A 12,437-nucleotide genomic window follows, 5' to 3' on the forward strand; every position below is an offset into this window, starting at 1 on the left:
TCAACAACACCTGGGCCCTCGCCACTACCACTCCATAACAAGAGGGTGAGTCAGCTCATGTTGACCCACCCACCAAGATCTTCAGGACACTCCTAGTGCCGGACCCTCACCTCAACGACCAGGAAGGAACCCAGCACCGGGCCCGTGGAACCCGGCGCCCCCACAGCGATATGCGACGGCCCACCCCAACCGCGCAAAGGACATTACGGGCAAGACCGCGGACCCGATGAATCGAGGTTGGTCCCAGGAACCCCTGCGACGCCCAAAGGCGCTCGAGGCTCGAGTAGCGTAACGCCCGCTAAGCGAAACGGGCCGGCAGCAGGGGCGCTAGCCATCCCGACTCGGCATCAGTCAGATCATGACGATTTAGGCGGTCTTCTATCGGCCTGATCTACAACAAACCGCCACTAAAGTGACCTCCGCCGCGTACATCACCGCAGGCGAGGAGAATGCTCCCCGCGCACGCGGGGATGCTCCCGTTGCCGGGATGGCGGAGACCCTGGGCCAAGCGTGCTCCCCGCGCACGCGGGAATGGTCCCACGAAGCGGCGCTCAAGGACGCGAGTGCCGGCGCGCTCCCCGCCCACGCGGGGATGGTTTCGTGCTGTGACACATCCCAAGATCTGGGAGCTACAGCACCCTCAAACTTAGCCGCGTATTAGCCGCGGATGGCCGTAGCCCGCCGTCGATGACCATGGTCAGCCGGACACAACGAGAGAGGCCCCTCACCGCGTTCCCGCGGGTGAAGGGCCTCTTTCTGCTGGTGTGGCAGGTGCAAGGTTCGAACTTGCGTAGGCTGAGCCGACGGTTTTACAGCGGACCGACGATTCAGAGGCCGAGCGCTCTACGACCTGCGCTTCTGCCGACCGCGGCACCGACAGTCCCGAACTTCATCCCGCACATATCCCGGATCTTGAATCTCGGCCTTGTTCAAGTGTCCTAGGGGAACTTGAGCCCTGCACCTACCTCCTGAGCCACCGTGAGGAGCCTTGACTGGAGCTCGACCCATCGGTCTAGCAGACTACTTCTGGCGGGGCTTGCGCATCCCACCCTGCCTACCATCAGGGATTGTTTAGAGTCACCGCATGCATGTCGATCAGTATGTCTATTTCGCGCTCAAGAGTGAGCACATGTCCGCTGCGGAGATGGCGGCACGGCTCGGCCTTGAGCCTGACGTAGTCACAATCCGAGGCAATAGAAGGCTGGAACCGCCGCACCCGGCCGTTCATATCTGGCAGGTCAACGGCCCACGATCCTCAGAGCGTCCGGTGGATGACATGATCTTGACCCTGGTCGACCGGCTGGAGCCCTACGCCAAGATGATCGGCGCGGTGGCCGAAGAACTGGATCGCCATGAACCTGGACACACGGCGACCCTACAAGTGGTTCGATTCTTTGGTGATGAAGAGGACGGGGTCGCGGCTCCGGTGGTGCCGGCGCTTCCAAGCATCCCGGCTCGACATCGGCCACTGGGATGGCATCTGGATCGGCGTGTCCTGGACTTCTTACAGATCACACGTGCCGAACTCGACGTCGATGAGTACGGAGACAATCTGTAGCAGAGCGTTGGGAATCGAGCCCGTGGTGTCGGCATGGGAACTGCAAGAAGTCGCGACCCACCGATTGCCCCCAGCCGCTTACAGTCACCAGCAGCAGGCGGACGATCGTAAGTGCAGTACCAACTATCGACAGCTTTACAGCTCGTGACCATTGCGGCTGACATACGGCCTTCCACCTGCGTCATAAGTGTGCCTGGCCGCCACCCAGCCCATGATCATTGCACGCATATTGCACGACTACCGCTGCGACAGTTAGGCGGCCACACGGGCCGCGACGTCTGAGTTGATCTGCCGTCGTTCGTGACCGTTTCTGTCACAGGTCCAGCGATGGCAGTCCCCACATATCGCGGTAGCGCTGTCGCGCTGTGGTCAAGCTATCCGACCCGTTGGGGCCGCCCACGACGACGTCGGCGTTGTGATCATCCTGGCCGTCGTCCTCCCAATCGCATTCTTCGCAATACCCGAGGCCGCCGCGGTATTGCAGTGTGGGGTGAAAGCAGCATGGGCACGTGTACGGCTGATCGCCTGGCGGTAGATTCAGGCGGTCTCCGCCCTGCTTCGCCATCACGGACAAGACCCATCGCTTGCGCTCGCGGATCTCCTCGATACTGGGGTGGGCCATATTCGTCATGATGACGTACAGCTCCGAACATCCGCATCTCGACCGGCACCACTGTATCTACTCCTGCCTCGCGACTGGATAGCTGTCAGAGATCCGCGACTCGCGCCCGCGGTTCCGTCCGGGGTTGCCTCCTACCGCCTGATGATCATCACCCGCACACCGGCACACGGTGGGCCGGGGCTGAGGAACGAAGCCCTGGACCGTCGATCGCCCCCAACCCCGTATGGCGGTCAGCCACAACCTGGCGATCGTGAGGGCGGTAGGCCAACGTATCCACCTAGCGATCGACCTTCCGGCGTGCGATCATTCACCCCATGACGTCGATCAGAAAGGGCCATGCCTCGTAGGCGCCCTTCTGCGGTTCGCACGCGACGATTCATGTGCGTAACCCACAGAGCTTCGATTCATCAGGTTCCCGGCCTCGGGCCGCGCCCCATGGCCGCGGTGATCGCGCTGGAGCACACTCGGCTGGGGCCATGTTATGTGGCTGCGGTGCTGCTGGCGTGGACGCGGGAAGTGATTCCAGGCACCTCCACCCGGCTTCTACCCACCTGCACATGCCCTGGCTGTTGGGAAGACGATCCGCGCGGGGAATTGGAACAGGCGCTCATCGCATTGCCTCGCTGGGCGCGACCGTATCTCTACAACCTGGTGCTTCCCATCGACAGAAGCTTTCTCGCCCGAACATCGCCGGATCCGCTCGCATCACCTGATTGGCCATGGTGGCGACAGCGGCGACGCCCGAACTTCTGGGAGAAGGCCGACTGACCAAGGGCGTTCGTCTGAGGAGCCGGGTACCCCCGCCGGAAGGGTGTAAGCGGTCAACAGGATCTCCTGGTAGGCGGACATAGGGGTCCAGGTGGGCGGTCATTCGAAATCCAGGTCGATGGCCATGCACTGAACTGCGCGCACATGGTCGAAACCAGCGGTGCATCCCACCATCTGACCAAAGCCCTCGCCGGTTGCGGCGTTGTTCTGCTTCTCCGATCCCCCGTCGACCAAAGCGAAGCTCACGCGTCTAGGGGGTTGCTCAAGATCCACACCCTGTGATGACGTTCGACCAGGTGATCAGTTGCGAATGGAGCGCCTCTTGCTGACCGGCAATCTTGTACGGCTACGGCCCCTTGAACCCTCGGACGCCGAGCTGATGTGGCGTTGGAACAATGACCCCGAGGTCGGACGCTGGATGTTCGGCAGCTACCCTGAGTCGCTCGCGCAGATCACCAGACGCTTCGAAGAACTGCCCCGCAACTCCTACGCCAGCGCCTTCTTCGGCATCGAGCCGCTTCATGAACAGCGGCTGATTGGCTCAGTACGGCTCCGCGACGCCGAACCAGAGACCGGCGCCGCCGAGCTCGACCTGCGGATCGGCGACAAGGAGTACTGGGGTCGCGGCTATGCCACTGACACCGTGAGAGTGATCTGCCGGTACGGCTTCGCCGAGATGCGACTCCACCGAATCCGCCTTTCTGTAGCCGCGGAGAACGTCGCCGCCCATCGCGTCTACGAAAAGGCCGGCTTCGTCGTGGAGGGCCGTGAAAGAGAAGCCTTTCGCCGGAACGGCGCGTGGCATGACATGGTCCTGATGGGCCTTCTGGAGGGCGAGCTACGGTGACCGGACACCCGGACCGCAGTTGGCCATAGACCTGGAGTTTTCACGGCCGCCAGCCTCGAGCAGGTTGGCCGTCTACCGGAAGAAGGTCCTGACCGTCCACAAAGGGTTACCTGCGCCGGCGCAGCATCGTCATGGCAAGCCAGATGACCGCGGGCAGGAGGAGTAGCAGCACCACGAGGCCAGTCGCGACGGCGAGCTCGGCATCGCTCCATAGCCGGATTGCGGAATCATCGTTGTCCACCCCGTGACGCTATCGACTACGAGCGTCGGCCGGAACATCCGTGCCCAGCGCGGCCCGAGCACGGCCGCGCGCGAGAACGGCCCCCAGGCCGCACGCGCAGCGTGCGGCCGAGCGCAGGGCCGCATCGGCGGCGCGGAGCGCCGCCGCTTGATCCCTATATGAGCAACTCGGCAATGTACGATAAACAAGCGGTCCACTACTCAACGTCTGGAAACGCTTGATAGCCATTTCCGCACACGGTCTGCCACTGCAGATGGCAGATCGAGGCCGTCCACGATTTTCCCCGACCTTTCTCGCAAGGACTCGTCATGACGGCCGACGACGAGCTGACGCATATCACTTTCGGGCACACCAGCGGTTGCGGAGGGTCGCATTCTAGAGAGGAAAGGAAGGATCAGTAGCATACACGATCCCCTGGCATCTCTCGGAAGACTCTTAAGCTTCGCTAGTGTTATCTCCCGCCAAACAGGATAGATAGCCATGGTTTCGACTCGCACGTTCTCCAATTCAGAGTTATCAAGCAGATACGGCAGCCAAGCACCAAGCTCAGCGATAGTCTGGTCGCTTGCACGACTGGTGCCAGAAAAGGCCGATTCAATTAAGGAGAATACGGCCGGATACAGCCTCCATCTATGGACAGATGTGGTCTCATAGATGAAAGTTAGGGATAGACCCTCTCTTTGCAGAATCTCAGGCGTGGGGGCATCCAGAATCTGCGACCAAGCTTCGAGCCTGCTGTTTGCCGGCCGACCTTTCAACTCACTAGAAAGCTCTCTTGAAATACTTCCCCAATGGAATGTCACCGCGCTAAGGAAATGGTAAATCATTCCAACAGAACTCTCTGATGGCAACTGATCTGCGAAGGAGAAGATCGAGTCGGCAATTGCATTGATTATCCGCTTATTGTTATCACCGGAGTGAACGTTTAGGAGTGCAACCAGTGGCGCGTCCTCGATCAGAAGTGCATGCGAATCAGCGCGAGGGTGCCCAGTTGTTGCTGCGCCCGCTGGGATGTTTTGGCGATCTCTCCATGCGATCCGACATGACCGCTCAACAATTTGATATATGAGCTTTCTCAAGATAGGTGTGGATGGAGCCACAGATTCAAGGCAGCGGACCGCGAATTCGAGCAAAGTCACTCTTCGCTCAGGAGTCGCTTCTAGGGCGGCATTCAACAGGAGTTCGAAAATTTCATCAGCACCCCCCCAGTAGTTCTTATCAAGTATTTGTACGCTAAGTTGGCAAACGATATCCCAACTTCCATCTCCAATCTTGCCTTCGATCTTCTGCCAGACTACCTGTGGGTCCGGCTTGAGCCTAACCAGGTGATCGGCGGCAAAGAACTCCAGAAAAGTGCGATGCGCAAATCCATAATGCGGCTCTAGTTGATCTGAGCCGACATCGAGTAGTACCCAGGCCCTCCCCGAACAGAAGCTGAGGAACTCTTGAGCGGCTTGAGCGGCTTCTGCTTCATGGTCGTATCGGTCACCGAGAACCTCGCTGGCAAGATAGTCGAGCAGCTCTGAACGCGGAAGTGCTTGTCGCCCCTTCACATCCGTGAGTAGCTTCAGCGCTAAGTGTTGAATCGCTGGCCTTAGATGTGACCTAAAAAGTATTGGCACTTCGATGCCGCGTGAGCGGTCCCAGGTCTCAAAGAGGACCTCGGCGCATCGTTCGTAAATCTGCGGCTTATTTGTGGGAATATAGCCTTCGGAGGAGTACAGAGAGCATAGCAATGACAAGATTAGTGGATTTTTGCGCAAGTCATGCGCTTGAGCGCTTTCTCGCAAAAAGGATTGCACCACGTGCTTTCTCTCATCTGCGCTTCTCGCTTTGTCTAGGCGGAACCAACGACGCACATAGGCAGAAATCTGAGACTCCGTAAAGGGAGCAATATGGACGAGTGGGAACTTTTCTTCATCCAGGGGTGCTTCCCGATAGCCTATTACACGAGATGTGACGACAATCCGCGTTAAGGGGTAGAATTGAGAAAAGGAGTTGACCAGATCGGCAAATCCTGCTCTGAAACTGCTCGCGCCCAGTTCATCAACTCCATCGATGATAACAATGGCGCGCCCATTTAGCAGCAGATACTCCAGGGCGCCTTCAGGAGGATTTACGTTATATGGCCGTCTGCTTGCAGCCTCCAGATAGTGGAGTAACGTGTCATGTCCACTTCGTAGCCCCTGAGTGTGATCTCGAACAACCAGGAGAATAGGCACCAATCCCTCAAGTCCCACGAGCTTATCCGTAGCAATATCGTATGCCAACTTAGCAGCAAGAGTTGACTTGCCGGCGCCAGGATCTCCCAAGACTACAAACCGCAGGGTTTGCTGCAATAGGAAATTGAGGCGGCTCTGCTTCTTCTGAGCATTGCGACGGAAGGAGGGGGCTACATACAACTTGTCGCGCGTGATCGAGCGGGACTCCACCACGTTCGGCAGACGTAGCTTCTCATGCAGTGCTGCGACCTGGCTCCGAAATTTCTGGGCGTACCTATTAAAAGAATTTATTGTAGTAATCTGAGACAGCAGCTCACTGTTCCTGCTTGCAGCAGTAGCTATTTGCGCCGCCACCGCGAGCTCATGTTCGTTTTTAGGACTGGTCCGCATAGAGCCGAGAACAGTGAAAATAGAACTATGCATCAAAGAGAGAAGGATGTCGACGGTATGCGTCAACGACTCCTCTCCGAATATCTTCTCGTACCTCAAGCTCTGCGTGAGCTGAGTGCGTAGGTCGGGAATATCGCTAGCGTCGTTGCCGCTTATACTCCAAAATGTCGCCTGGAGCGTCAGATGGCTGAACTGCGGAGACTCGATAAACTGCTTTAAACGCTCAACCTGGCGATCGGTAAGGTGCCGCAATAGGAGGTCTTGATTTTCTCCCACAACGACGTCTTCGGCCGCGCTTATCATGGCCCGAATTTGAGCAGCTGTATATATCTTCTTGCCGAAGAAAGGCACCGCACGGGCTGCCGTCTGAATAATCGATGCATGAACCGGATCCATGCACGGCTCCTCACGTGCGATTGCTGCAGGAGATCGTCTATTTTAGCGGACTTCGGCGGTCATCGGTAGGCCCATAGCGAACGCTGCCGATCTCTGCAACGGGTTCTATAGCATGGCTCGTCTATGAGCACCTGTACGCCGGCTCTTGATCCATCGGTTCATGGATCGAGAGCCAAGCCACCCGACGATGAAGTCAACGTCCATACCAGTTACTTGGGAAGACGTTGAGACCTGCAACGGTGCTCACCCGGGAGTTATGTACCTGGAGATGCATGAGACGATAGCGTCGCGGTGTGGCTGATGACGCTGAGCTGACGCGCTGGATCGTCCGTGGCGAGCGCCTGATCTACGACGACCGGTGGATTCGGCTGGGGTTGGCCGATGTGGAGATCCCCGGTGGGGAGCGGTTCGAGCATCACGTGGTGCATCTGGATCGAGCGGCGATCGCGGTTGTGCTGGATGAGCAGGATCGGGTCTTGCTGATGTGGCGGCATCGGTTCGTGTTCGATCGGTGGGGGTGGGAGCTTCCCGGCGGTCTGGTCGAGGCTGGTGAGGATCCGATGGCGACCGCTGTCCGGGAGGTTGAGGAGGAGACTGGGTATCGGCCGAAGAACGTTGAGCGCCTGGTGAGCTATCAGCCGATGGCTGGCATGGTGGATGCGGAGCACCTACTGTTCGTGGCACGCGGGGCCGAGCTGGTGGGCACGCCTGAAGGGGAGGTGGAGGCCGACCGGATCGAGTGGGTTCCAATGGCGGAGGTTCCCGGCATGATTGCGCGCGGGGACATCTGGACGTCTGGGACGTTGATCGGGTTGCTTCAGGCTCAGGTGTGGCTCAACGGCCGAGGGCGCGGTTGACGGCTTTCGACAGTTCGTCGATACGGCGGCGCTGTCTGCGGCTGCCGGTCATGGTGGCCAGTTGCTGAGCGCGCTGGATGTGGGGTTGGGCGGCTTCGGGGTCGCCGACGGCCAGGAGGGCGTGGCCGAGGTCGCAGCGGACGCCGGATTCGGCTCTGTTGTAGGTGCCGTCCATGCCGGCGAGGGCCGAGCGGAGGTCTTCGGCGGTGTCGGGGTCGCCGAAGCGTACGAGGCAGTTGCCGCGCCAGCGGGCGATGTGGTGGGCGTTGATGGACAGGTAGGGCATGTCCGGGTCGCCGTCCCCTTCGGGGAGAAGGGCGGTGGCCTGGTCGAGAGCCGCGCGGCAGGTGGTCTCGTCGCCGAGGATGGCGGCGGCTTCTGCTTCGGCTGCTGAGAGCCAGGTGCGGAGGCGAGCCGGTACGTGGGCGCGGTGCTGCTGGTGAACATGCTGGAGGAGTTCGGTGGCTTCGGCGGGGCGGCCGAGTTCCATGAGGACGTACGCCTGTTCGCCAGAGACGTAGGCCAGTAGGGCCGCGTCGTCGGCCTCGTAGGCGGCGGCCTTGGCGCGCTCGTAGTGGGTCCAGGCGTCGTTGAGTGCCAGGGTGTTGATGGCCTGCCATCCCGCGAGTGAGGCGGTTTCGGCGAGTAGGTGGGCCAGTTGGGCGCGGAGGCCGGGGCGGATGGCGTGGCGGTGGGCGCGCTGGATCTGGGCCATCTGGGCGTGCATCTTGTCGGCGATGGCGAGGCCTCCGAGGCGGCGGTCCAGCAGGCGCAGGTTGTTGGTGTCGGTGCGCAGGATCATGACCGTGGTGGGGTCGACGGCTGCGGCGGCGTCCAGGCGGCTGATGAGTTCGGTGGTTTGTTCTTCGTGTTCGTCGTCGTGGTCGCCGGTGGGTGAGGCGATGTCGAGTGGGGCCAGGCCGAGGAGCATGCGGGCGTGGTCGGGCAGGCGTAGGCCGGAGGCGATGCGCTCGATGACGGCGAGTTCTTTGATCGTTCCGTTGCCCCGCAGGATGGCGTTGACACGAGGTTGCCCGAGGCCGGTGGCGGTGCCGATGCGGACCTGACTGGCGCCGTATTTGACCGCAAGACCGAAAAGTCCGGCAATGTTGCGCTCTCTGAGAATTTCCCGGGTTTGTTCCTGTTCCCAGACAACAGCGGGTAGCTCAATTGGGTCGAACACGCCATTCTGCATTGCTGACCTCCGGCTTTGTCATGCCCGGATGATGCATTGCCGTGTGGCGGAGCCTATATCCGATCGTCGTATATCAGCGTGGGATAGGTAAGAAAAGTATCGGCAACCATGCTGTCCGGCATGACAACGCCAGTCAGATGCACAGAGTGCGAGGGACGGGGCTGGAAGATCGTCACCCGGCGCGGCCACGTGGCGGCTTCGGGGCTGGGTCTGGCGGCATCCGCTCAAGAGGACTGCCTGCACTGCCCAGGGTCGGCCGAGACGCCGCAGGAGCGGTTCGAGTGGGAAGTCCGCATCACCTCGGAGCAGGGCGACGCCTTGGGACCGTGCGGGTCCTCTGCCTTCCAGGCCACCGCGATGGACGAGCTGCGCAAGGCGATGCGAGGCATGCCGGGTGACGCCTCTATTCGAGGCAGCATCGTGCACAAGGTCTTCGACTTCGGTGCGGGTGCGGACGGCTGGTCAAGCCGTCATATCTTCCGGGCATATCTCGATCCGGCGGGGTCCGTGCTATTTGAGCGGGTCGCCAAATGATCGTCCCCATGGTGATCCGTACGGATCCCTGCCGGTCGGCAGAGCTCCTTCAAGAGGCTTTGCGGCACGACGGAATCAAGGCCGATGTCCATGACGGTTACGGGCTGGCGTTGGTTTCGGTCTGGGTGGGCCTGGTCGTATGGTGCGACGGTGGGCGCTTTTGGTGGCGTACCGGATGGAATGCCGGTCGTCGGCGGGTCATATATGCGTGGCATCCGGCGACTGATCCATTTCGGGCGGCTCGCCGTATCGCCATGCGGTACGAGGAATTGCGCACCCAGCAATGCGCTGAGGTGGGCCAACATGAGGCGCCCTCGGCGGAGCCTCAGTGAGCGGGGCGTGGGAGCGCGTCGGAAACCGCGCAACGATCGTGACCATGGAGCACAGCCCGGGCTCCACGCGGGCCTACCGAACTATGTTGATCGGGCGCGAAGGGGTCGTGGTGGCGGTACTGCGCAATGGCAGCGTCGCTCTCCTGAAGCTCGACGGCGAGTGGTACGACCTTCCGGACGGTGTCCAGCGTTGGGCTGTCGCGTGGGATGACCTCGCGATTCATGAGCCGGCGGGCGAGTCTGAGGTCAGTGTCCAGACGTACGCGGCCGGCTTCTCGAAAGAGGGCCGCATCCTCACACAGCACGCCGTCGCGCCTGGAACGAAGGTCGCCATTTGTTCTTCGCCGGTCAAGCCGCTGCCCTTCTGCGGTTGGTCGCTGACCTTCTCCCCCAATGCCCCGCAGGCGTGCGCGACGTGCCTCATGCTCCTCAACGCCCTTGATCGGGACGGCAGTAAGGTCACTATGCCCGCACCCTGATGGGGCCTGACAAGCACATCCTTAGCCGGTACTGTGCTTGTGCGCATAAGTGCAAGAGCGAACGGGCGGTTGAGATGAGCATGGACTTCGCCCCACCGAAATACGCCCAGGTGATGCGGGCCATTCAAGAGCGTATCGAGTCAGGCGAGTACGCCCCGGGCGACATGCTGCCGTCCGAAACACAGCTCGTGCGCGAATTGGGCGTCGGCCGCACCACAGTAGTGCGCGCCCTTCAGACGTTGGCCATGCAAGGTTGGATCGAGCGCGAGCACGGGCGCGGGTCCTTTGTGAAGGGTCGCCCGGAGAGCGCGGCCGAGATCGTACGACCCAGCCAGATGACTACCGAGCAGGGCGAGAGCGCCGATGCGGTGGTGGAATCCGGGCGCGTACCAGCCCCCCGGCATGTAGCGCGGCTGCTGGGTGTCGCTGAGCAAACCCCAGTGATCATGCGTAAGCGGGTGGCTCGACAGGCGGACGTGATCTCCGCCGTAGAGACGTTCTGGGTGCCACTGGAGCATGCCATCGGCACCGATCTGGACAAGCCCGAACCCCTGCGGCGCGGCATCCGCCAGCACCTCCAGGCCGTCAAGCACCTGCGCTTCGACCACATCACCGAGCGAGTCAGCGCGCGCACGCCTACCAAGGAGGAAGCCGAGCTTCTTGGGTCATCCAACCCGGTCCTTGGCGTGCTGGCCACCGTGCATGATCCGGCCGGCAACGTGCTGATGGTGTTGAGCCTGGCTCTGCCAGGGAGCCTGCATGAGCTCGAAGATGTCTTCAAGGTGAGCTAACTCTTACCTGCCACTTACCGGTCATCCACTTGTGCGGACGAGTTGCGATGACTTACCCTCAACTCATGCGGACAAGTGGACGAGCGATCGAAGAGCTCTCCGCCGCTATTGAGAGGAACAACATGGCAATCCAGGGGCCCATCCCCGTCACCTACAACATGGTCTTCCCGCACGGCTGCTACATCGTCGGCGAGGTCGAGCCCGTCAAGGACTTCGACGCCTCGTCCAACGGCCGGTTCGTGCAGGCACGCGACAAGCAGACCGCTGAGCTGGTCTGGCAGGTCGCGGTCATGGATGGTGACCCGACCCTCAAACCCGCCCAGAAAACGGTCGCGGTCAAGATCCTTGCTCCGGTCCAGCCGGTGCCACCGCAGCCGATGCCCGGGTTTCCGTTCACGCCGGTCGAGTTCGACGGCATCACGATCACGCCGTACGTCAACGCCGCCGGTCGCCTCGCGTACTCGATCAAGGTCCGCGAGATGCACGCACCCCGCCAGACCACCCAGCCCGCGCAGAGCAAGGCCTCCGCCGGAAAGGACGCCGCCTAAATGACCCGACGCCGTACCCCGCGCAACAGCGTGATCCGGCTGACCACCGGGCACGCCGCCCGCACCCTCAACCACCCGTTCGCCCGCCGTGAGCCCGTCCTGGCGCTCGACTTCGGCGCCACCTCCGTCCTGGTCACCACCAGCGGACCCGTGACGGTGGAAGACCTGGAGTTCGCGCGCCAGCTCGCCCGCGAGGCCCACCGCTTCGCCCACTCACTGGAGCGCAGCTTTACGGGCTGCCCGACGGCAAGGGGGTCGCGGCATGAGTCTCGGCCCGTATACCTACGTCACGCTGTCCCTGCGCCCGGAGTCCACGCCGCACGTCGGCGTCTCCTTCTACACGCCGAACCTCAAGGTTCGCGCCGGACTGCTGCTCAGCAACCCGCGCCCGTACCTGGAGTTCAGTTCCCACGAGGCGAACGTGCACATCTCCACCACCGGAGCCGGACCGGTCACCGACGCTGACTTGGCCATCGCCCGCGAGATTTTCAACGCCGCCGCTCGCTATCTGGCCGACTGCGAGTGCCTGCACGCCGAACAGTCGGCCACCACCAAGGACGCCACCGACCCGGCGGCCTGACATGAGGCGGGGCCGCTGGAAGCGGCAACTTCCGGCGGCCCCTCGGTTCTCCCCTGACTCCACATCACGAGAAGCTC

Annotated in this window: 13 protein-coding genes; 8 read left to right on the plus strand and 5 right to left on the minus strand. The window is 61.5% G+C overall.

All coding sequences use genetic code 11. The features are described 5' to 3' along the window. Nucleotides 1-1,084 precede the first annotated feature (1,084 nt). Entirely contained in the window at nucleotides 1,085-1,558 is a 474-nt protein-coding gene (locus AB0J64_RS10665; protein ID WP_364023868.1) for a DUF4279 domain-containing protein, read from the plus strand. A gap of 313 nt (nucleotides 1,559-1,871) precedes the next feature. Here the strand turns inward: AB0J64_RS10665 and AB0J64_RS10670 are convergent, their stop codons facing one another. Both AB0J64_RS10670 and AB0J64_RS10675 read right to left on the minus strand, forming a co-directional pair. After that, complete coding sequence (locus tag AB0J64_RS10670) at nucleotides 1,872-2,180, minus strand: CPCC family cysteine-rich protein (protein ID WP_364023871.1); 309 nt, start codon at nucleotides 2,178-2,180, stop codon at nucleotides 1,872-1,874. An 867-nt stretch (nucleotides 2,181-3,047) separates the two neighbouring features. Then, nucleotides 3,048-3,194 carry a hypothetical protein gene (locus AB0J64_RS10675; RefSeq protein WP_364023874.1) on the minus strand — a complete coding sequence of 49 codons (147 nt, stop codon included), beginning with the start codon at nucleotides 3,192-3,194 and terminating at the stop codon, nucleotides 3,048-3,050. 76 nt (nucleotides 3,195-3,270) lie between these two features. Between AB0J64_RS10675 and AB0J64_RS10680 the strand changes: the two genes are divergently transcribed. After that, a complete protein-coding gene (locus AB0J64_RS10680; RefSeq protein WP_364023877.1) occupies nucleotides 3,271-3,795 on the plus strand; it encodes a GNAT family N-acetyltransferase in 525 nt (174 codons plus the stop codon). A 106-nt stretch (nucleotides 3,796-3,901) separates the two neighbouring features. On the opposite strand, the gene AB0J64_RS10685 is transcribed toward AB0J64_RS10680, so the two are convergent. Further along, on the minus strand, nucleotides 3,902-4,036 hold the full coding sequence (locus AB0J64_RS10685) for a hypothetical protein (protein ID WP_364023880.1): 135 nt from the start codon (nucleotides 4,034-4,036) through the stop codon (nucleotides 3,902-3,904). A gap of 200 nt (nucleotides 4,037-4,236) precedes the next feature. After that, nucleotides 4,237-7,044, minus strand: a complete 2,808-nt coding sequence (locus AB0J64_RS10690; protein WP_364023882.1) for an NACHT domain-containing protein — start codon at nucleotides 7,042-7,044, stop codon at nucleotides 4,237-4,239. 293 nt (nucleotides 7,045-7,337) lie between these two features. Here AB0J64_RS10690 and AB0J64_RS10695 point away from each other — a divergent pair, with 293 nt between their 5' ends. Continuing rightward, a complete protein-coding gene (locus AB0J64_RS10695; protein ID WP_364023885.1) occupies nucleotides 7,338-7,901 on the plus strand; it encodes an NUDIX hydrolase in 564 nt (187 codons plus the stop codon). Here the strand turns inward: AB0J64_RS10695 and AB0J64_RS10700 are convergent. Continuing rightward, the gene (locus AB0J64_RS10700; protein ID WP_364023888.1) at nucleotides 7,879-9,084 is read right to left on the minus strand and encodes an XRE family transcriptional regulator; all 1,206 of its coding nucleotides are present in this window, start codon (nucleotides 9,082-9,084) and stop codon (nucleotides 7,879-7,881) included. The two genes, AB0J64_RS10695 and AB0J64_RS10700, sit on opposite strands and share 23 nt — an antisense overlap. Before the next feature lie 120 nt (nucleotides 9,085-9,204). On the opposite strand from AB0J64_RS10700, the gene AB0J64_RS10705 reads away from it, so the two are divergent. The 5 genes from AB0J64_RS10705 to AB0J64_RS10725 all read left to right on the plus strand — a co-directional run bounded on the left by AB0J64_RS10705 (nucleotide 9,205) and on the right by AB0J64_RS10725 (nucleotide 12,360). Beyond that, nucleotides 9,205-9,630 (plus strand): hypothetical protein, encoded by a 426-nt coding sequence (locus AB0J64_RS10705; protein WP_364023891.1) that lies wholly within the window; start codon nucleotides 9,205-9,207, stop codon nucleotides 9,628-9,630. 376 nt (nucleotides 9,631-10,006) lie between these two features. Further along, on the plus strand, nucleotides 10,007-10,441 hold the full coding sequence (locus AB0J64_RS10710) for a hypothetical protein (RefSeq protein ID WP_364023894.1): 435 nt from the start codon (nucleotides 10,007-10,009) through the stop codon (nucleotides 10,439-10,441). A 74-nt stretch (nucleotides 10,442-10,515) separates the two neighbouring features. Further along, nucleotides 10,516-11,232, plus strand: a complete 717-nt coding sequence (locus tag AB0J64_RS10715) for a GntR family transcriptional regulator (protein WP_364023897.1) — start codon at nucleotides 10,516-10,518, stop codon at nucleotides 11,230-11,232. 122 nt (nucleotides 11,233-11,354) lie between these two features. Beyond that, the gene (locus AB0J64_RS10720) at nucleotides 11,355-11,780 is read left to right on the plus strand and encodes a plasmid replication, integration and excision activator (protein ID WP_364023900.1); all 426 of its coding nucleotides are present in this window, start codon (nucleotides 11,355-11,357) and stop codon (nucleotides 11,778-11,780) included. A gap of 262 nt (nucleotides 11,781-12,042) precedes the next feature. After that, nucleotides 12,043-12,360, plus strand: coding sequence for a hypothetical protein (locus AB0J64_RS10725; protein ID WP_364023903.1), 318 nt, complete (start codon nucleotides 12,043-12,045; stop codon nucleotides 12,358-12,360). Nucleotides 12,361-12,437: the final 77 nt, after the last annotated feature.

This window comes from Nonomuraea sp. NPDC049695 (genome assembly GCF_040674955.1).
Taxonomy (GTDB): domain Bacteria; phylum Actinomycetota; class Actinomycetes; order Streptosporangiales; family Streptosporangiaceae; genus Nonomuraea; species Nonomuraea helvata.

Coding starts and splice junctions, on each gene's coding strand:
- AB0J64_RS10665 (WP_364023868.1), top strand. CDS start 1,085: ATGCATGTCGATCAGTATGTCTATTTCGCGCTCAAGAGTGAGCACATG.
- AB0J64_RS10670 (WP_364023871.1), bottom strand. CDS start 2,180: ATGGCCCACCCCAGTATCGAGGAGATCCGCGAGCGCAAGCGATGGGTC.
- AB0J64_RS10690 (WP_364023882.1), bottom strand. CDS start 7,044: ATGGATCCGGTTCATGCATCGATTATTCAGACGGCAGCCCGTGCGGTG.
- AB0J64_RS10705 (WP_364023891.1), top strand. CDS start 9,205: ATGCTGTCCGGCATGACAACGCCAGTCAGATGCACAGAGTGCGAGGGA.
- AB0J64_RS10710 (WP_364023894.1), top strand. CDS start 10,007: ATGGAGCACAGCCCGGGCTCCACGCGGGCCTACCGAACTATGTTGATC.
- AB0J64_RS10715 (WP_364023897.1), top strand. CDS start 10,516: ATGAGCATGGACTTCGCCCCACCGAAATACGCCCAGGTGATGCGGGCC.
- AB0J64_RS10720 (WP_364023900.1), top strand. CDS start 11,355: ATGGCAATCCAGGGGCCCATCCCCGTCACCTACAACATGGTCTTCCCG.
- AB0J64_RS10725 (WP_364023903.1), top strand. CDS start 12,043: ATGAGTCTCGGCCCGTATACCTACGTCACGCTGTCCCTGCGCCCGGAG.